Origin of the sequence: Enterobacter sp. AC1 (assembly GCF_050434705.1) — a bacterium.
In the GTDB taxonomy this organism is placed as follows: domain Bacteria; phylum Pseudomonadota; class Gammaproteobacteria; order Enterobacterales; family Enterobacteriaceae; genus Enterobacter; species Enterobacter cloacae_L.
In genome coordinates this window covers 332018-352079 of sequence record NZ_JBNDIZ010000003.1, presented here as the reverse complement: position 1 = coordinate 352079, position 20062 = coordinate 332018, and the positions used below count along the sequence as shown (strand labels likewise).

The following is a 20062-nucleotide window of genomic DNA, read 5'->3' as shown; positions in this document are numbered from 1 at the left end:
GCTGCCAAAATAGCCACCTTGCTAAACACAGGGGGTGTCTGTGAGTTGCTGCAATCCTTTGAAGGATGGTGAATATGATCACCATTCGTGACGTCGCCCGTCAGGCGGGCGTTTCCGTGGCTACCGTTTCGCGCGTGCTGAACAACAGCGCGCTGGTCAGCCCTGAAACCCGTGAAACCGTAATGAAAGCCGTGACCCAGCTCGGGTACCGGCCAAATGCCAATGCTCAGGCGCTTGCGACGCAGGTTAGCGACACTATCGGTGTTGTGGTGATGGATGTATCGGATGCCTTTTTCGGCGCGCTGGTGAAAGCGGTGGACGTAGTCGCCCAGCAGCATCAGAAATATGTCCTGATCGGCAATAGCTATCATGAGGCAGAAAAGGAACGCTATGCCATAGAAGTGCTTATTCGCCAGCGCTGTAATGCCCTGATTGTCCACTCAAAAGCCCTGAGCGACGAAGAGTTAATCGGGTTTATGGATCAGATCCCGGGCATGGTGCTCATTAACCGCATCGTCCCGGGCTATGCCCACCGCTGCGTCGGGCTGGATAACGTCAGCGGCGCCATGATGGCCACCAAAATGCTCATCAACAACGGGCATCAGCGGATCGGTTATCTGGCCTCCAGCCACCAGATTGAAGATGACGAACTGCGGCGCGAGGGGTGGCAAAACGCCCTGAAAGAGCACGGCATTACGCCATCAGACAGCTGGACGGGAACCGGAACGCCTGACATGCAGGGCGGTGAGGCGGCCATGGTGGAGCTGCTGGGGCGAAATCTGCAGCTTACTGCGGTGTTTGCCTATAACGACAGCATGGCGGCAGGGGCCCTGACGGCGCTGAAGGATAACGGCATTGCGGTGCCACAGCATTTGTCGCTCATCGGCTTTGACGATATCCCGATTGCCCGTTACACCGACCCGCAGCTGACAACGGTGCGTTACCCCATTGCCTCTATGGCGAAACTGGCGACTGAGCTGGCGTTACAGGGGGCAGCAGGGCTGCTGGATCCGGGGGCAACACATTGTTTCATGCCGACTTTAGTGCGTCGTCACTCCGTGGCACCCCGGCAAATTGTGGTTCCGATCACTAACTGATCACGTGATGTGATGTAACCGTTTTCAATCTGTGAGTAAATTCACAGTATCTTAACAAGGCGCTGACTATGATGTCAGCGTTTTAGGGGCTGAAACGCTATGTAACGGTGATTATTCACTTTCACTATAGCCAACGTGCCGCAAACAACGAATAAAACGCATTTCTGGATCGTTACCGAACACGGAAGATAGAAATTTTATAAGTGAACTTCGGCTGTCAGTAACGTTTTATTAACATCTGCCCGCCGATCGTTATTCACAAGAACTACCCTGCATAAAAAAAACCGGAGATACCATGAATAAGAAGGTGTTGACCCTGTCTGCTGTAATGGCAAGCATGCTTTTTGGTGCAGCAGCGCACGCTGCGGATACCCGTATTGGTGTGACCATCTATAAATACGACGACAACTTCATGTCTGTTGTGCGTAAAGCAATTGAGAAAGATGCTAAAGCAGCGCCAGACGTTCAGCTGCTGATGAATGACTCCCAGAACGACCAGTCCAAACAGAACGACCAAATCGACGTTCTGCTGGCGAAAGGCGTGAAAGCCCTGGCTATCAACCTGGTTGACCCGGCTGCAGCAGGCACGGTGATTGAAAAAGCGCGCGGCCAGAACGTGCCAATCGTCTTCTTCAACAAAGAACCTTCCCGTAAAGCGCTGGATAGCTACGACAAAGCGTATTACGTCGGTACCGACTCTAAAGAGTCCGGTATTATTCAGGGCGATCTGATCGCCAAACACTGGGCGGCGAACCCGAACTGGGACCTGAACAAAGACGGCCAGATTCAGTTCGTTCTGCTGAAAGGCGAGCCAGGCCACCCGGATGCTGAAGCCCGTACCACCTACGTTATCAAAGAGCTGAACGACAAGGGCCTGAAAACCCAGCAGCTGGCGTTAGATACCGCGATGTGGGATACCGCTCAGGCGAAAGATAAGATGGATGCGTGGCTGTCCGGCCCTAACGCGAACAAAATCGAAGTGGTTATTGCCAACAACGACGCGATGGCAATGGGCGCGGTAGAAGCGCTGAAAGCACACAATAAATCGTCCATCCCGGTATTCGGCGTGGATGCGCTGCCAGAAGCGCTGGCGCTGGTTAAATCCGGCGCGATGGCCGGTACCGTGCTGAACGATGCCAACAACCAGGCGAAAGCGACCTTCGATCTGGCGAAAAACCTGGCCGATGGCAAGGGCGCGGCAGATGGCACCAGCTGGAAAATTGAAAACAAAATCGTTCGCGTACCTTACGTGGGCGTAGACCAGTCCAACCTGGCTGAGTTTATCGGTAAATAAGTTATTCGTACTGTCTTCACTGGGCGCAATTCGTTGCGCCCTTTTATAACGCGATATGCGAGGCCAACAAGGTATAATTATGGTCAGCACAACTACTCAGTCATCCGGTGAATACCTGTTGGAAATGAGCGGTATCAACAAGTCATTTCCCGGCGTTAAGGCACTCGATAATGTTAATTTAAAAGTGCGTCCTCACTCTATTCATGCATTGATGGGTGAGAACGGTGCGGGTAAATCAACATTATTAAAATGCCTTTTTGGGATCTATCAAAAAGATTCTGGCAGCATTCTTTTTCAGGGGAAAGAGATCGATTTCCATTCAGCGAAAGAAGCGCTGGAAAACGGTATCTCAATGGTTCACCAGGAATTAAACCTGGTACTGCAGCGTTCGGTCATGGATAACATGTGGTTGGGGCGTTATCCAACCAAAGGTGTCTTTGTCGATCAGGACAAAATGTATCGCGACACCAAAGCGATTTTCGATGAGCTGGATATTGATATCGATCCGCGCGCCCGCGTGGGGACATTATCCGTATCCCAGATGCAGATGATCGAAATTGCCAAAGCGTTCTCCTATGATGCGAAAATCGTCATCATGGACGAACCGACATCGTCATTAACGGAAAAAGAGGTTAATCACCTTTTTACCATTATTCGTAAGCTGAAAGATCGCGGCTGCGGCATTGTGTATATCTCCCACAAAATGGAAGAGATCTTCCAGCTGTGCGATGAGATAACCATCCTGCGCGACGGCCAGTGGATTGCCACGCAGCCGCTGGAAGGGCTGGACATGGACAAGATCATCGCCATGATGGTCGGCCGTTCCCTGAACCAGCGTTTCCCGGATAAAGAAAACAAGCCGGGCGAAGTGATCCTGGAAGTGCGCAATCTGACCTCGTTACGCCAGCCGTCCATCCGCGACGTCTCCTTCGACCTGCACAAGGGTGAAATCCTGGGGATTGCCGGTCTGGTAGGCGCAAAACGTACCGACATCGTGGAAACCCTGTTTGGCATCCGTGAGAAGGCTCAAGGCACCATTACGCTGCACGGAAAGAAAATTAACAACCACAACGCCAACGAAGCCATTAATAATGGTTTTGCACTGGTAACGGAAGAGCGTCGTTCGACCGGTATTTACGCCTATCTGGATATTAACTTTAACTCGTTAATTTCTAATATTCGCAATTACAAAAACAAAGTCGGTCTGCTGGATAACTCCCGCATGAAGAGCGATACCCAGTGGGTTATTGACTCCATGCGCGTGAAAACGCCAGGGCACCGCACCCAGATTGGTTCGCTTTCAGGCGGCAACCAGCAGAAAGTCATTATCGGCCGTTGGTTATTAACCCAGCCAGAAATTCTGATGCTGGATGAACCGACCCGCGGTATTGACGTCGGCGCGAAGTTTGAAATTTATCAGCTGATTGCCGAGCTGGCGAAAAAGAATAAAGGGATCATTATTATTTCTTCCGAAATGCCGGAATTGTTAGGGATCACGGATCGTATTCTGGTTATGAGCAATGGTCTCGTTGCCGGTATTGTTGACACCAAAACGACAACGCAAAACGAAATTTTGCGTCTTGCGTCTTTGCACCTTTAAGATCAGGGGCTCCTCATGAGTGCGTTAAATAAAAAAAGTTTTCTCACTTATCTGAAAGAAGGCGGTATTTACGTTGTTCTTTTAGTACTGCTGGCTATCATCATTTTCCAGGACCCTACGTTCTTAAGCCTGTTGAACCTGAGTAACATTCTGACCCAGTCCTCCGTGCGTATTATCATTGCGCTGGGCGTGGCGGGCCTGATCGTGACCCAGGGGACGGACCTCTCCGCGGGGCGTCAGGTGGGTCTGGCGGCGGTTATCGCGGCAACCCTGCTGCAGTCGATGGAAAACGCCAACAAGGTGTTCCCTGAAATGGCCACCATGCCGATTTTCGTGGTGATCCTGATTGTCTGCGCCATCGGCGCGGTGATTGGTCTGATCAACGGCATTATCATCGCTTACCTGAACGTGACGCCATTCATCACCACGCTGGGTACGATGATCATCGTTTACGGCATCAACTCCCTGTACTACGACTTTGTCGGTGCTTCTCCTATCTCGGGCTTTGACAGCGGTTTCTCGACCTTTACGCAAGGGTTTATCGCGCTCGGCAGTTTCCGCCTGTCGTACATCACATTCTATGCGCTGATTGCGGTGGCCTTCGTCTGGATCCTGTGGAACAAAACGCGCTTTGGTAAAAACATCTTCGCTATCGGCGGTAACCCGGAAGCGGCGAAAGTCTCCGGCGTCAACGTTGCCCTGAACCTGCTCTTCATCTACGCGCTGTCTGGGGTGTTCTACGCCTTCGGCGGGATGCTGGAAGCGGGCCGTATCGGCTCTGCCACGAACAACCTTGGCTTTATGTACGAGCTGGATGCGATCGCAGCCTGCGTGGTGGGCGGCGTCTCCTTCAGCGGCGGCGTGGGTACCGTACTCGGCGTTGTGACCGGTGTGATCATCTTTACCGTCATCAACTACGGGTTGACCTACATCGGCGTGAACCCGTACTGGCAGTACATCATCAAGGGCGCCATCATTATCTTCGCGGTCGCGCTGGATTCCCTGAAATACGCGCGTAAGAAGTAAGCGTCTCTCGCACTAGCCGGCCCGCTCACCGAGCGGGCTTTTGCCCTATGCCAGATTTGATTCCTCCCGGGTCACAATGCGCTCAAACCAGTCGAGTTCAGAGAGCTTGCAGGCGACCCACTGTGCGGAAAAAGCGTCACCCAGGCTGTCGGTGAGATACTGACAGCGGGCAAAGGTCTCAATCGCTTCCTGCTGAAACAGCGGCAGATCGGGGTGATCCTGCTGCGGTTCCGGTAACTCCTCCTCGTCGATATTTTCCAGCCCGTACAGCATGCCGGTCAGGATGGTTGCGGCCACCAGATACGGATTCGCATCGGCCCCGGCCAGCCGGTACTCGATACGCCGGTTGTTGTCATCCGAGCAGGGAATACGCAGGGCGGCGGCGCGGGTGTTATAGCCCCAGGAGTTAAACACGGGCTCCGTCAGGTTTTTACGCAAGCGACGAAACGCGTTGACGCCTGGTGCGAGAATGGCGACGGAGGCGGGCATCAGCGCCAGCTGGCCCGCAATGCATAAACGCATCATGCTGTTAAGCGCGTTCACTGGTGAGGCAAAGACGTTGTCGCCGCGGCTGTCGTTGAGGCTGAAATGAAAGTGCAAACCGCTGCCGGAAAGGTCGCTGAAGGGCTTGGCCATAAAGTTGGCCTGCAGGCCGTGCTTTTCGGCAACGTATCGGGTCAGGCGGCGCAGCGCCAGCACGTTATCGCAGACCTCAACAACGCGATGGCTGTGCTTCAGGTTTAATTCGTACTGGCCGGACTCGGCCTCCGCCACGATCCCGGTCAGCGGGATGCGCTGAAGGTGTGCCAACCGTTCCAGCTCATCAAACAGCGCCGCGTGGGCTGCCGTGGTATCCATATGAAAACAGCCCTGATTTTGCGCATCCTGGCGTTCATGTCCCGTCAGATAAAATTCGATTTCCGGGGCAATGACCGGGAAAAGGCCGTGCTGGTGGAAGCGGGCCAGGACGTTCTGCAGGATCGCGCGCGGCTCAAGCGGGCAGGATTTATCGTCGCTGTCTCTCATGGTCAGAAGGATCTGCGCGTTGTGCTGCGGATCCTGCGGGCAGGGGCGCAGGGTGCCGGCAACGGGGAGGCAGAGTCGGTCGGGTTCATCATGAAGCGGGGTCGCAATTTTTCCTTTCTGGTCCATCGAGTAGACGGAAAGGGGAAAATAACAGCCGTTTTCCAGCGTCAGCATGCTCTCCACCGAGAGGCGCTTGCCGCGCATCGTGCCGTTGATATCGTTCAGGTAGACGTCAACGTGTTTCGTCTGCGGGTAGCGTTCCAGGTAATCGGCCACTTCAACGGCAACGTTGTGCTGCAGGGCGTCAATTTTTTCATCGAGCCAGAGGCCAGAATTGAGTGTGCCGGGAAGTGACAAACCGGGGAAGTTAAAATACGGGCGGAGACTTTTCAGGAAAAACGCATTCATTATCGAGTTCATAGTCATTCTTCAATGAAGCCGTAGCGGCAGTGAACTCAGGTTAAAAGAGCCGGCGTAAAGGGGGGATAAAAAGCGTCAGGACAGGCGTAAAGAAAGTATAAAGGCAGGCCTATTTTTTCTCTTTTTTCTGCATATCCAGCAGCTGCTCCGGCGTCACCGCCGGATAACCCTGCGCGTCTTCCGGCACTTCATGCATCGCCGGGATCGGCACCAGCGGGCCTAAAAAGCGCGGTTCGCGTTTGAAAATATAGAGGTCGGCCAGGGCACCAAAACGGGCGCCAAACTCGCGGACGCGCACGCTCAGCATATCTTTTGGCGACGGCACCGCGTAGCACTGCGCCTGAATGCCCATGTGCAGGGCGATAAACAGCGCGCGCTCGCAGTGGAAGCGCTGGGTGATGATGATGAAGTCGTTGGTGTCGAAGACTTTGCGCGTGCGCACGATGGAGTCCAGGGTGCGGAACCCGGCGTAGTCGAGCACGATATCGGCAGGGTCCACGCCCCCGGCAATCAAGTCCTTACGCATCGTCACCGGTTCGTTATAGCTTTGCAGGGCGTTATCCCCGCTCAACAGCAGGTAGTTCACCTTGCCGCTGTTGTAGGCGTTCAGCGCGCCCTGAATGCGGTAACGGTAATACTGGTTAATGACGCCGGTGCGGTAGTACTTGGCGGTGCCGAGCACCACGCCAACCTGACGATAGGGCAGGTCCTGCAGGTCATCAAAGATGTAGGGGGCGGTTTTCCAGCTCATCCAGCGATCGAGACCCAGCACGATCAACAGCAGTATGCCGACCAGGACAGACAGGCTGTAAAAAACGCGCTTTAACATGCAGATGGCTCGTACCAAAGGTGAAATTTAACTCAGGCTACTTTACCCGCCTGGTTAGCGCAAGAAACAGAGACTCAACTGAGGGGTTTTTCAGCAAACGGGCGGGCATTTCTGCCCGCCGGAAGGATTATGCAAGCAGCACGCGGTCAATCGTCGTGCAGCCGAGCGCCTTAAGCGTCGCGGCGGTCGCATCCCACTGAATCAGCGGCGCATCGGCAATTTCTGCCAGAATAGCGCGCTGAATGTCCGGATAGTCATAGCCGTTCAGGCTCAGCAGGTTAAGTGCGCCCTGCAGCGGCGGCAGCGTTGGGTTAAACGCGGCGTTTTCCGCATAGCTGCCGCTAAAGATACGGCCATCGCGGCACTGCAGCGCCACGCCGCTCGGGGACTTGCTGTACGGCGTGTGGCTCTTGTTGGCAGCGGCAATGGCCGCCTGGATCAGGTCATCGCCGGACAGGGCGAAACCGTGGTCCTGCTCGTCCATCAGCAGCGTTTTGATCTCCAGATCTTTCGGGCCAAACGCGTCCGGCAGGTAATCCGCCAGCGTGTGCGGCGCGCGACCCGGCAGGTTGATGCGCAGCTGCAGCCCGCTGTTCAGCTCGTTCATGAACTGACGGCAGTGGCCGCAGGGGGTGTAGTTCACGGTAATGGCGCTCAGCGCTTTTTCACCGCGCAGCCAGGCGTGACTGATGGCGCTCTGCTCGGCGTGAACGGTTTGCTGCATGGTTGCGCCCAGGAACTCCATATTGCCGCCGAAGTACCAGGTGCCGCTGACGCCCCGCGCAATGGCCCCGACGTTGAAGTGGGAGAGATCGGCCCGCGCGCAGGCGGCGGCCAGGGGGAGCAGTGCGAAAGCCAGCGCGTCTTCGTCCAGTCCCGATGCCTGTTTCAGCATCGTGACCTGCTCAGCCGTCAGCAGGGCGGGGAAGTGTGCATCTGCCAGAACGGGAGCCAGGGCTGACTGCAAATTCTCTGCAAGCTGGGCGAAAGCAGCTTGAAAACGTGGGTGCATGGCGTTTGCCTCATAAAGGTTAATGGATCGGTAGTTTACGGAGCCGTCAGGGCTTTATATGTGATCCACTTCTCATTATGTATGCAACTTATGAAATCAAAATGAAATTTGCGCGACGCATCGCAAATTTTAGCCCATCACCGCCAGAATCAGCGGGAAAATGAACGGGGCCAGCAGGGAGGTGATAATCCCGCAGATCACCAGCGCCAGGGAGCTAAACGCCCCTTCCTGATAATCCAGCTCCGCACAGCGGGCGGTGCCCAGCGCGTGTGAGGCGGTGCCCATCGACAGCCCACGTGCTGCCTTAGTATGAATACGCATCGCGTTCAGCAGGGTGTGGCCAAACACCGCGCCGAGAATCCCGACGAAAATAACGCACATCGCGCTGATGGCCGGAATACCGCCGAGGCTGCCGCCGACCGCCATCGCGATAGGCGTGGTGACAGATTTGGGCAGAATAGACGCCGCAATCTGCGGAGAAGCCCCCATCAACAGCGCCACCGACGTCCCGGTGATCATCGCCACAAGGCTGCCCACAAAACAGATGGTAATGATGGATTTCCAGCGAGCGCGGATCTGGTGCAGCTGCTCATAAAGCGGAAAGGCCAGCGCGACAACGGCGGGCTGCAGCAGGTCGTTTAAAATTTTGCTGCCGGCAAAGTAGCGCTCATAAGGAATGCCGGTGAGCAGCAGGAACGGAATAATCACCACCATCGCCACCAGCAGCGGGTTCAGCAAGGGCATTTTGAAACGTGCGGCAAGCTTACGCGCGGCGAAGAACACCGCCAGGGTTAACGGCAGAGACCACCAGATATTGGCCATCATTTTTTTGTTTTCTCCCCAATCACGTTACGTTCGCCATGCACCAGATGCGAACTCCAGCTCACTACCAGGAAAACCACCAGCGTACTGACCGCGCAGGAGACCACAATCGGGCCGAACTGGGCCTTGAGCAAATCAAAATACTGCATGACCCCGACGCCGATAGGCACGAAAAGTAGCGCCATATAGCGAATGAGAACGAAGCAGCCGGGGTTGACCCACTTTGCGGGCAGGATTTGCAATGCCAGCAAAACAAAGAGGATCAGCATACCGATAATGCTGCCGGGAATGGTGATGGGCAGCAGCGACGCGATGAAAATCCCGGCATACAGACAGGCGTAAATCAGGACGAATGCGCGCAGGTATTGCCAGATAATGTTCAATGATTTACTCATGGTGATAGTCCTTGCTGAAACGCATTCATCATACAATTAAACCTTAAAATGTGCCACGGATCACATCATGAATTTTGAGCATACCAGACATTCCAGAATGGAACGTCCGGTATCGCCTTACAGGGGCAGGCTACAGTTTAGAGGAAAGGGATTGCGCTGGCGAAGTGACGCGCCAGAGATTGCATCAGCGCGAGGCGGTCAGTTTATCGAGAAAGGAAAACAGCGCCTGGTTCATTTCGCAATAATCATGGGAGCGGAGTTTTTCCGCCGTTTCGACAAAACGGAATTCACCCGCCCGGCGGAGGTCGTTCTGCGAATGCTCAATCAGCAGCTCTACCACCTCCGGCGTCAGTTCCATGTGACACTGAAAACCGTAAACCCGTTCGCCATATTGCACGATCTGGCGGGGACAGCCCTCGCTGTAAGCGAGAACCTTAGCCTGCGGCGTCAAGCCCGGCATGTCGTTATGCCAGTGACCGACGTTCAGCACGCTGCCAAAGTCCTCAAACAGCGGGTTCGCCTTGCCTGCATCCGTAAGCCTGACGGGAAATTTGCCGATCTCTTTTTCCGGGCTATGACAAAATGCTGCGCCCAGCGCCTCACCGATAAGCTGTGAGCCCAGACAAACGCCTATCACCGCTTTACCTGCTTCTATCGCGCGGCTGATGAGCGCCTTTTCCGCCTGCGCATCAAACCAGGGGCATTCCTCAAGCGTGGTGGCGGGTGACTGCGGGCCTCCCATAATGATAAGCAGGTCTGTGCGTCCCAGCTCCTCGGGTAAAGGATCGCCCTGATAAACTCTGGTGTAGCTCAGACGACAGCCGCGATTTTTCCCCCAGGTCTCATAGGCGCCTGGCGCTTCGAAATGTTCATGAATGATAAAATGGATGTGCATTGCGTCTCTCTCTGGTTACGTGTACAAGCAGCATCATAAGAGGAAGGGGGGAATGTGAAATGCCAACCGTTATCGATAAAACGCCAATTCACGACGATGCCATCGGATGGTCAAGAGGGGCCATTAGCTATAAGCGCGGCGAAGTGGACCCGCCTCACCAGCATTCGCAGGGGCAGCTATTGTTTGCCATCAAAGGGGTCATGCTGGTCGAAACCGGCCGCAAACGCTGGGTCATACCGCCGCAGCGCGCGCTGTGGATCCCTCCCTTTCAGGAACACACCTACAGCGTGCTATCCACAACGGAGCTCCGCGCGGTCTGGTTTAGCCCGGCGCTGATATCGCAATGCGAGCCTTTTAAGCGGAAAGAAGAGGTTCACGTGATTATGGCGACAGCGTTGTTCAAAGAGCTGATTGCCGGGCTGTTCAGCGCGGAATACCGCCCGGCAAGCCAGCGCAGCATGGCCGTTTTGCTGCTCGATATCCTCAGCGAGACGCAGCAGATTTCGGCCGAACTGCCGATGCCCGTGGATGAGCGCTTACATCGCGTTGCCTGTGACATCATTGCCAACAATCTCTGGGATCTTTCTCTGGAAAGGCTAGCGGAACGAGCCGCGATGTCTGAACGCACATTTTCGCGCGCGTTTATCAAAGATACCGGCTTTAGCTTCCGGGCCTGGCGACAGCGTGCAAGAATTTGTGCCTCGCTGGACCTCCTCGCAAACGGATACCCGGTTAAGCAGGTGGCCTGGATGCTGGGGTTTTCCGGCCCGGCGGCATTTGCGGCGGCGTTTCGCGCCATTGTTGGGGCAACGCCAGGTGACTTTCTCCCTGAACAGAAGCGCTTCCCAGCGATATAGAGAGCGGCTACTATAGCGCGTCTTTTTTCACAGGTACTGCTATGCGTGTTTTACTGGCCCCAATGGAAGGCGTGCTCGACTCCCTCGTGCGCGAGCTTCTGACCGAGGTGAACGATTACGATCTTTGCGTGACGGAATTTCTGCGCGTGGTCGATATGTTGTTGCCGGTAAAATCCTTCTTTCGCCTGTGCCCCGAGCTGCACAACCAGAGCCGGACCTCTTCCGGCACGCTGGTGCGTATTCAGCTGCTCGGCCAGTATCCTGAATGGCTGGCGGAAAACGCCGCCCGCGCGGTTGAGCTGGGCTCTTACGGGGTGGATCTCAACTGCGGCTGTCCGTCGAAGCTGGTGAACGGCAGCGGCGGCGGGGCGACGCTGCTGAAAGATCCTGAGCTGATTTACCGCGGTGCGAAAGCGATGCGTGAGGCCGTGCCCTCGCACTTGCCGGTAACGGTTAAGGTGCGCCTGGGGTGGGACAGCGACGCGCGGCAGTTTGAAATCGCCGATGCGGTGCAGCAGGCCGGGGCTACCGAGCTGGTGGTGCATGGCCGCACCAAAGACGATGGCTACAAGGCCGAGCGCATTAACTGGCAGGCGATCGGTGAGATCCGCAAGCGCCTCACCATTCCGGTGATCGCCAACGGCGAAATCTGGGATTACGAGAGCGCGCAGGCCTGTCTGAACGCCACCGGCTGCGATGCGGTAATGATCGGCCGCGGCGCGCTTAACGTACCTAACCTCAGCCGGGTGGTAAAATATAACGAGCCGCGTATGCCGTGGGAAGACGTCGTCACGCTGCTGCAAAAATACAGCCGTCTGGAAAAGCAGGGCGACACCGGTTTGTATCACGTGGCGCGAATTAAGCAGTGGCTGAGCTATTTACGCAAAGAGTACGATGAAGCGCTGGGATTATTTCAGGAGATCCGGACATTACAGACTTCTGCTGATATTGCCCGGGTGATTCAGTCCAAATAATAAGCGTTAAATTGCTCACACTTTTTTAAACCGGAAAACAGTTCAGGTTTTCAACGTGGCGCGACGGTGTTAAGGTGCCACTGTTTCAACGCAGGATTGTTACTGGTTAACAGGCAAAACCTAAGCGTTTCACAGCATTCTCGCTGTGGAGCGCTTAGGTTTTTTTTTGCCTGTCGTTTACGCAGGAGAAACATTTGGCTTAGCGCTTTTTACTGATTTTAAAAAAATGAAATATCGACAGGAAATAGAAAAATTTCCTGCGGCCGGTTACGCACTAAATACTCACTCACAGGTTGTTAAAATGGCATATAAAAATAAACTCTACGCGTTCGCCTTATTGACGATATCCCCGCTGTCGATGGCGCAAGACTGGAACGGAACGGTATTAGGCTTCGAGGCTCCGCCGGATCCCCTTCTCGGCGAAATGCTCGGCGTTCGAAAAATCCTCAACGATAACGGCTTTACGTACAATCTCGGCTATTTAAATGAAATCGGCTGGAACGGCGGCGGGGGCTATAACCACGATTCCCACGTGGCGTATATCGACCAGTTTGCGCTGACCTTTAACCAGGATCTGGAGCGCTGGACCGGCATCCCGGATGCGCGTATCGAAGGGAACATCGTTAACCGCAACCACAATGACGATCTCACCACCAAACGCGTTCAGGACCCGCGCGTCAACTTCAACGATCTGACCCAGGAGAGCTGGGGCGGGCAGTCCATTACCCGTCTGGGCTGGCTGACTTTTGCCCGCAGCTTTGACGACCGGCGTCTGACCTGGCGCATCGGGATGATGAACAAGGTGCAGACCTTTGACCAGATCATCCCGTGTGATTTCCAGCTGCTGTCGCAGTGCGGCGGGAAGTCAGCCAACTCGCTGACCTGGAACAACTGGAACGTGCATACCTGGGGCACCACGCTTGCCTATAAACTCACGCCGACGCTGACCCTGAAAGGCGGCGTGATGGAGCAAAACCCGGAAGCCTCCAGCCGCAGCCACGCGTGGAGCTGGTCGACGAAGGGCAGTAAAGGGGTCCTACTGCCGGTTGAAATCGAGGCGCGTCCGCTAATTAACGGCCTGCCGGGCGCGTACAACCTGGGCGTGGTGTTTACCAACGCGCCGCAAACCGATCTCTATCGCGGCAAATCCGGCGGAGCGGGCGCGACGGACCCGGACGGGTTTGAAACGCACAGCCGGACCTGGTTTATGTACGCCGGGCTTAACCAGCAGATTACGCAGCATCAGGATGACCCGAATCGCGGGTTGAGCACCTCGTTCAGCATGAGCGTTGCGGATCAAAGCACCAACTATATGCACCAGGTTTACGCCGCCTCGCTGCGCTACCGCGGGCTGTTTGATGCGCGGCCGGAAGACTGGATTGGCTTCGGCTTAACCTGGGTGGATATGAGCAGCCAGTACGCGCGCAACCAGCGTTACCAGAACAGCCTGAGCGGCGTTGCCGATTATAACAATCCGGCATATCACCCGGTGCCGGGCCATTCCCTGAACGGCGAGTTTTACTACCGTTTCCGCCCGGTGTCCTGGCTGGAGCTGCAGCCGGGCATTCAGTACTGGCACCATCCGGGAGGGGTTTCCCGCACGCAGGACGCCTGGGTAACCGAGCTGAAAACGGTGGTGAGCTTCTGATATCTCCGTAGCAAGTTCGATCCGCGTCACGTTTCTGATGCGTGAGGCATTGAGGCTACGAATGAAACTGATAGAGTGCCAGAACTGGATTGTTACTGCTTAGGCAGGCAAAACCTGATTTTCTGGCATCTGCCGGAGGTCAGGTTTTTTTGTTTCTGGGGTTCCGATGAAAATCGCCAAAATTCTTAATAACAATGTGGTGGTTGTTCAGGATAAGCGCGGGCGCGAACAGGTGGTGATGGGCCGTGGGCTGGCCTTTCAGAAGCGCGTCGGTGAAGCGCTGGATACCGCACTGATTGAAAAGGTGTTTGCGCTGCAAAGCGATGAGCTGGTGCGGCGTCTCGGGGAGCTGCTGAGCCAGATCCCGCTGGAGGTGATGACCACCTGCGATCGCATCATTGAGCTGGCGGCGCAGCGGCTCGGGAAATTGCAGGAAAGTCTGTACATCACCCTAACAGACCACTGCTACTTTGCGATTGAACGCCAGAAGAAAGGGCTGGCGATCAAAAACGTGCTGTTGTGGGACATCAAGCGGCTGTATCCGAAGGAGTTCGAATTAGGGCAGGAGGCGCGGGCCATTATCGCCAGACGCCTGAACGTCGAACTGGAGGAGGATGAGGCAGGGTTCATTGCCCTGCATCTGGTGACTGCGCAGCTGAACAGCGAAATGCCGGAAGTGATGCACGTGACGCGGGTGATGCAGGAGATCCTCCAGCTGGTGAAGTATCAGCTGCAGCTTGAATATGACGAAGAGTCGCTCAGCTATCAGCGTTTTGTCACCCACCTGAAGTTTTTTGCCCAGCGGATGCTCACCCGTACCGTGGTGGAGGATGACGATGTCTCGCTGCATACGGCGGTAAAGGACAACTACGCGAAGGCGTGGAAATGCGCCGAGAAAATCGCGCAGCACCTGCATAAAAGCTATCAGCGCGAGCTGACAACCGAAGAAATTATGTTCCTCGCCATTCATATTGAGCGGGTGAGAAAAGAGGGGCGTTAAGCCTCACCGCGGGATTGTTACTGCATCACGCAGGCAAAACCCGAGCGCGGCCTTCGTAAGGAGGTCGTTCTCGGGTTTTTTTATTTTGTACTCAGTCAACAGGTGCCTGCGGGCATCGGATGTAAGGAAATCGAGATGGAATACCAGGCTTTAGCGAAGGATATTCTCGGCCACGTTGGCGGAAAAGAGAACATCGTCAGTCTTGTACACTGCGCGACCCGGCTTCGCTTCAAATTAAAAGAAAATCAACGGGCGGACGCGGAAGGGCTCAAGAAAAACCCGGGCGTGATCATGGTGGTTGAAAGCGGCGGCCAGTTTCAGGTGGTGATTGGCAACCACGTTCACGACGTCTGGCAGGCGGTGCGCCAGGAAGCGGGCCTCACCGATGACGCGCACGTCGTGGAAGAGAAAGGCGAAAAAGGCAACCTGCTGGGCCGCCTGATTGACATCGTCTCCGGGATCTTCACCCCGTTTATCGGCATTCTTGCCGCCTCCGGTATCCTGAAAGGGCTGCTGGCGCTGGCCGTGGTGTGCGGCTGGCTCACCACCGAAAGCGGAACCTATAAAATCTGGTTCGCCGCCAGCGACGCGCTGTTCTTCTTCTTCCCGCTGGTGCTGGGCTATACCGCCGGGAAAAAATTCGGCGGCAACCCGTTCATTACCATGGTGATCGGTGGGGCGCTCACCCACCCGATGATGATTGCGGCGTTTAACGCCAGCCAGCAGCCGGGTGCGGTTGCCGAGGCATTTCTCGGCATTCCGGTGACCTGGTTTAACTACAGCTCGTCGGTAATCCCGATTATTCTCGCCTCGTGGGTGAGCTGCTGGCTGGAAAAACAGAGCACCAGGCTGCTGCCTTCCTCAATGAAAAACTTTTTCGCGCCGCTGATCTGCTTAGGCGTGACCGTGCCGCTGACTTTCCTGGTTATCGGGCCGCTGGCGACCTGGCTGAGCCAGATGCTGGCGAACGGCTATCAGGGCATCTACGTTCTGGCGCCGTGGCTGGCTGGGGCGGCGATGGGCGCGCTGTGGCAGGTCTGCGTTATATTTGGCCTGCACTGGGGGCTGGTGCCGCTGATGATTAACAACCTCGCGGTGCTGGGACATGACTCTATGCTGCCTATGTTACTGCCCGCGGTGTTTGGCCAGGTGGGGGCGGCGCTCGGGATCTTTATTCGCACCCGCGACGCCCGCCAGAAGATGCTGGCAGGCTCATCGGTCACGGCCGGGATATTTGGCATCACCGAACCGGCGGTCTATGGCGTCAACCTGCCGCTGCGCCGTCCGTTTATCTTTGGCTGCGTGGCGGGGGCAATCGGCGGGGCGATTGTTGGCTTCAGCGATACCCACGTTTACTCCTTCGGCTTCGCCAATATCTTTACCATCGCCCAGATGATCCCGCCGGGTGGGATAGACGCCACGCTGTGGGGCGGTCTTATCGGCACCGCGGTGGCGCTGGTGCTGAGCTGCGGCCTGACGCTGGCGGCCGGCATGCCGGGCCGCACAGCGCCGGAGGCTGCGGTTTCGGCAGGGGAAAACGATGTCTTATCCCCGATGACCGGGACCGTGCTGGCGCTCGACCAGGTGCCGGATACCACCTTTGCCAGCGGCCTGCTGGGCAGCGGTGCCGCCATTATTCCTTCCGATAACAAAGTGGTTGCCCCGTTTGCCGGCGTGGTAGCCTCGCTGTTCCAGACCAAACACGCCATCGGCCTGCTCAGCGACAGCGGGATTGAAGTTTTGATTCACGTGGGTATCGACACCGTGAAGCTCGACGGCAGGCCGTTTACCGCCCACGTGAAGGTGGGCGATAAGGTACAGCCCGGCGACCTGCTGCTGGAGTTTGACCGACAGGCGATTATCGATGCCGGATACGACCTGGCGACCCCGATTATTATCAGTAACAGCGATGAGTATCGTGACGTGGTGACCGTGGCGGCAACGTCCGTCAGCGCCGGTGCGCCGCTGCTCAGCGTAAGCCATCAATAACAGGAGAACGTGATGAAAACTTTCCCGGACGATTTTTTATGGGGCGGCGCGGTAGCCGCAAATCAGGTAGAAGGCGCGTATCTGGAGGAGGGTAAAGGGCTGTCCACCTCAGACGTTCAGCCGCAGGGGGTCTTCGGCCCGGTAGTTGAACGCGTCCCAGGGGACAGCGGCATCAAGGATATCGCCATCGACTTCTATCACCGCTACCCGGAAGACATCAAGCTGTTCGCCGAGATGGGCTTTAGCTGCCTGCGCGTCTCCATTGCCTGGACGCGTATTTTCCCGAACGGTGACGAGCAGCAGCCGAACGAGGCGGGGCTGGCATTTTACGACAGGCTGTTTGACGAGCTGGCCGCGCACAACATCACGCCGCTGGTGACGCTGTCCCACTACGAAATGCCGTGGGGGCTGGTGAAGCAGTACGGCGGCTGGGGCAGCCGTCAGACTATCGGATTCTTTGAACGCTACGCCCGCACCGTGTTTGCGCGCTACAGGGAGAAGGTGAAGCTCTGGCTGACCTTTAACGAGATCAATATGTCTCTGCACGCGCCGATGACCGGCGTGGGCCTGCCGGAAACCAGCAGCAAAGGTGAGGTGTACCAGGCAATCCACCATCAGCTGGTGGCCAGCGCGCTGGCGGTGAAGGCCTGCCACGAGATTATCCCGGATGCCAGAATCGGCAACATGCTGCTGGGTGGCCTGATGTATCCGCTGACCTGCAAGCCGGAAGATGTTCTGGAGACGCTGCAGGAAAACCGCGCGTGGCAATTCTTTGGCGACGTGCAGTGCCGCGGCGCCTACCCGGGGTATATGCAGCGCTTCTTCCGCGACAGCGGGATCCAGCTGGAGGTAACGGATGCCGACCGCGAGGCGCTGAAATCGACCGTCGATTTTATCTCGTTCAGCTACTACATGACGGGCTGCGTCACCGCGGATGAAGCCCTCAACCAGCAGGCGCGCGGCAACATCCTGAGCATGGTGCCCAACCCGCATCTGGCCAGCTCCGAATGGGGCTGGCAGATTGACCCGATAGGCCTGCGTACCCTGTTAAACGTGCTCTGGGATCGCTATCAAAAGCCGTTGTTTATCGTGGAAAATGGCCTGGGTGCGAAGGATAAACCGGACGCTGACGGCGTGGTGCAGGACGACTACCGCATCAGCTATCTCAACGATCACCTGGTACAGGTGCGGGAAGCCATTGACGACGGCGTTGAGGTGATGGGATATACCAGCTGGGGGCCAATCGACCTGGTGAGCGCGTCTAAAGCTGAACTCTCTAAGCGCTACGGCTTTATTTACGTCGATCGCGACGACAGCGGAAAAGGCACGCTGGCGCGCAGCCGCAAGAAAAGCTTCTACTGGTATAAAGAGGTCATTGCGACGAAAGGCGCTTCGCTGAAAGCCTAATACAGGCAATTTGCCCGGCGATGCGCCGGGCAAATGAATCAGAAAATCATCTTGAATACGCCGGTGACCACCAGCAGTCCTATCAGAAATATAATTAAAATAACCCACAGTAATATTTTCATTCGCTTCTCCTGCGTATGTATGTCGACTGTAAGTGTAGCAGTCAATTCATAAGCAAGATGAATTCTCTAATTTAATTTATTTGCAGGGCGTATAATTTGCTGAATATGAAAATGTATGACTAATTGCGCATTGCCACGCATTACTAAAAAAAAGAGCGGCATCAGGCGTAATTTGCGCCTTTATTTTTTGCGTGAATGGCGTAATGAAACGTTTTCTTATTTTATCGCTGAGTGCTCCCCTGACATTTATTCTCTTCGGCTGTGCGCCGCAGCATGCCACGGTATCCGCTATTCAAACCCAGCCGGTCACGGCGTCGGTAAATACGGTTCTCAATCATCAGGGCTGGCCGAAAAATGAGTGGTGGAAGGAATATAACGATCCTCAGCTTACCGGGCTTATTGCAAAAGCACTGAACGATGCGCCGGATATGCAGATTGCCCGTCAGCGCATTACGCTTGCCGAAGCGCAGGCGAAAGCCGCTATGGCTGCCGACGGTCCGCAGATTGATTTTTCAGCGGATGCCGAACGTCAGAAAATGTCCGCCGAAGGGCTGATGGGGCCCTTTGCCATTACCGACCCGGCGGCAGGCACCACCGGGCCGTGGTACACCAACGGCACCTTTGGCCTGACGGCAGGCTGGGATCTCGACCTGTGGGGGAAAAACCGTGCGCAGGTCGAGGCCCGAATCGGCAGAGTGAATGCGCAAAAAGCGGAGCTTGAGCAGACCCGACAGCTGCTGGCCAGCAGCGTGGCGCGGCTCTACTGGGAGTGGCAAACTCAGGCCGCTGCGGGGGAGGTCCTCTCGCAGATTAAACGCGAGCAGGAAAATATTATTGGCGCCGACCGCGAGCTGTATCAGCACGGGATCACCTCCTCCGTGGAAGGGGTCGAAACCGATATCAACGCCAGCAAAACCGAAGCGCAGCTGGCGGAAGTCAACGGGAAGATGAAGGCCGTAGAGGCGCGCCTTGTGGCGCTGACGAATTCCTCCTTCGTGACGCTTACGCGGCACGCGCTGCCGACGGTGGACGCCGCTTTACCGGCGACGCTGGGATATGAACTGCTGGCGCGCCGCCCGGATCTCCAGGAAGCGCACTGGTACATCGAAGCCTCCATGAGCGAGGTGGAGGCCGCCAGAGCGGCTTTTTATCCTGACGTGAACCTGATGGCCTTCTTACAGCAGGATGCGCTCCACCTGAGCGATCTTTTCCGCGCGTCAGCGCAGCAGATGGGCGTGACCGCCGGGCTGACGCTGCCGATTTTCGACAGCGGCCGGCTGAACGCCAACCTTGATATCGCCCAGGCGCAGAACAATCTCTCGGTAGCGAACTACAACAAAGCGGTAGTGGAGGCTGTCAACCAGGTGGCGCGTACGGCCAGTGAGGTCGAAACGCTGACGGCGAAGAACCGCCAGCAGCAGCAGGTTGAAAAAGATGCGGCACGGGTGGTGGCGCTGGCGCAGGCGCGCTTTAGCGCGGGTATCATTGCGGGTTCCCGGGTCAGTGAAGCCAGAATACCGGCCCTCAAAGAGCATCTCGCCGGCGTGATGCTGAAAGGCCAGTATGTCGACGCCACGCTGCAGCTGACGTCCGCGCTTGGCGGTGGCTATCATCATGGCTAAAAATGGCCATTATCTATACTTACCTCT

General features: G+C 56.1%; 17 protein-coding genes. 11 read left to right on the top strand and 6 right to left on the bottom strand.

Annotated features, from left to right (window positions below; translation table 11 throughout):
- Positions 1-74: 74 nt before the first annotated feature.
- The 4 genes from galS to mglC all read left to right on the top strand — a co-directional run bounded on the left by galS (position 75) and on the right by mglC (position 5017).
- Positions 75-1097 (top strand): HTH-type transcriptional regulator GalS, encoded by a 1023-nt coding sequence (galS, locus tag M2433_RS11410; RefSeq protein WP_063957675.1) that lies wholly within the window; start codon positions 75-77, stop codon positions 1095-1097.
- 295 nt (positions 1098-1392) lie between these two features.
- Positions 1393-2391, top strand: a complete 999-nt coding sequence (mglB, locus tag M2433_RS11405; RefSeq protein ID WP_023312468.1) for a galactose/glucose ABC transporter substrate-binding protein MglB — start codon at positions 1393-1395, stop codon at positions 2389-2391.
- A 79-nt stretch (positions 2392-2470) separates the two neighbouring features.
- A complete protein-coding gene (mglA, locus tag M2433_RS11400; protein ID WP_047174129.1) occupies positions 2471-3991 on the top strand; it encodes a galactose/methyl galactoside ABC transporter ATP-binding protein MglA in 1521 nt (506 codons plus the stop codon).
- A 15-nt stretch (positions 3992-4006) separates the two neighbouring features.
- Positions 4007-5017 (top strand): galactose/methyl galactoside ABC transporter permease MglC, encoded by a 1011-nt coding sequence (gene mglC, locus M2433_RS11395; RefSeq protein ID WP_029740401.1) that lies wholly within the window; start codon positions 4007-4009, stop codon positions 5015-5017.
- Positions 5018-5062: 45 nt separating this feature from the next.
- On the opposite strand, the gene M2433_RS11390 is transcribed toward mglC, so the two are convergent.
- The 6 genes from M2433_RS11390 to M2433_RS11365 all read right to left on the bottom strand — a co-directional run bounded on the left by M2433_RS11390 (position 5063) and on the right by M2433_RS11365 (position 10416).
- On the bottom strand, positions 5063-6451 hold the full coding sequence (locus M2433_RS11390; RefSeq protein ID WP_429054670.1) for a glutamine synthetase family protein: 1389 nt from the start codon (positions 6449-6451) through the stop codon (positions 5063-5065).
- A 121-nt stretch (positions 6452-6572) separates the two neighbouring features.
- Positions 6573-7292: an outer membrane permeability protein SanA gene (gene sanA, locus M2433_RS11385; RefSeq protein WP_047346560.1), complete on the bottom strand. Its 720-nt coding sequence runs from the start codon at positions 7290-7292 to the stop codon at positions 6573-6575.
- 127 nt (positions 7293-7419) lie between these two features.
- Positions 7420-8304: a cytidine deaminase gene (cdd, locus tag M2433_RS11380; RefSeq protein ID WP_429054301.1), complete on the bottom strand. Its 885-nt coding sequence runs from the start codon at positions 8302-8304 to the stop codon at positions 7420-7422.
- 129 nt (positions 8305-8433) lie between these two features.
- Positions 8434-9129, bottom strand: coding sequence for a CidB/LrgB family autolysis modulator (locus tag M2433_RS11375; protein WP_024908161.1), 696 nt, complete (start codon positions 9127-9129; stop codon positions 8434-8436).
- Positions 9126-9521, bottom strand: coding sequence for a CidA/LrgA family protein (locus M2433_RS11370; protein WP_014884558.1), 396 nt, complete (start codon positions 9519-9521; stop codon positions 9126-9128). The genes M2433_RS11375 and M2433_RS11370 overlap by 4 nt, the downstream gene beginning before the upstream one ends.
- A 184-nt stretch (positions 9522-9705) precedes the next feature.
- Positions 9706-10416 (bottom strand): type 1 glutamine amidotransferase, encoded by a 711-nt coding sequence (locus M2433_RS11365; RefSeq protein WP_429054302.1) that lies wholly within the window; start codon positions 10414-10416, stop codon positions 9706-9708.
- Positions 10417-10475: 59 nt separating this feature from the next.
- Between M2433_RS11365 and M2433_RS11360 the strand changes: the two genes are divergently transcribed.
- The 7 genes from M2433_RS11360 (at position 10476) to mdtQ (ending at position 20035) form a co-directional block, all read left to right on the top strand.
- Positions 10476-11273 (top strand): helix-turn-helix domain-containing protein, encoded by a 798-nt coding sequence (locus M2433_RS11360; RefSeq protein WP_429054304.1) that lies wholly within the window; start codon positions 10476-10478, stop codon positions 11271-11273.
- A gap of 41 nt (positions 11274-11314) precedes the next feature.
- Complete coding sequence (gene dusC, locus M2433_RS11355) at positions 11315-12247, top strand: tRNA dihydrouridine(16) synthase DusC (protein WP_429054306.1); 933 nt, start codon at positions 11315-11317, stop codon at positions 12245-12247.
- A gap of 358 nt (positions 12248-12605) precedes the next feature.
- The gene (locus M2433_RS11350; RefSeq protein ID WP_429054672.1) at positions 12606-13895 is read left to right on the top strand and encodes a carbohydrate porin; all 1290 of its coding nucleotides are present in this window, start codon (positions 12606-12608) and stop codon (positions 13893-13895) included.
- Positions 13896-14061: 166 nt separating this feature from the next.
- On the top strand, positions 14062-14895 hold the full coding sequence (gene licT / locus M2433_RS11345) for a BglG family transcription antiterminator LicT (RefSeq protein ID WP_429054308.1): 834 nt from the start codon (positions 14062-14064) through the stop codon (positions 14893-14895).
- 24 nt (positions 14896-14919) lie between these two features.
- Positions 14920-16884 carry a PTS beta-glucoside transporter subunit IIABC gene (gene bglF, locus M2433_RS11340; RefSeq protein ID WP_429054674.1) on the top strand — a complete coding sequence of 655 codons (1965 nt, stop codon included), beginning with the start codon at positions 14920-14922 and terminating at the stop codon, positions 16882-16884.
- Between the two features lie 12 nt (positions 16885-16896).
- The gene (locus tag M2433_RS11335) at positions 16897-18291 is read left to right on the top strand and encodes a glycoside hydrolase family 1 protein (RefSeq protein WP_429054310.1); all 1395 of its coding nucleotides are present in this window, start codon (positions 16897-16899) and stop codon (positions 18289-18291) included.
- A 325-nt stretch (positions 18292-18616) separates the two neighbouring features.
- On the top strand, positions 18617-20035 hold the full coding sequence (mdtQ, locus tag M2433_RS11330) for a multidrug resistance outer membrane protein MdtQ (protein WP_429054311.1): 1419 nt from the start codon (positions 18617-18619) through the stop codon (positions 20033-20035).
- Positions 20036-20062 lie beyond the last annotated feature (27 nt).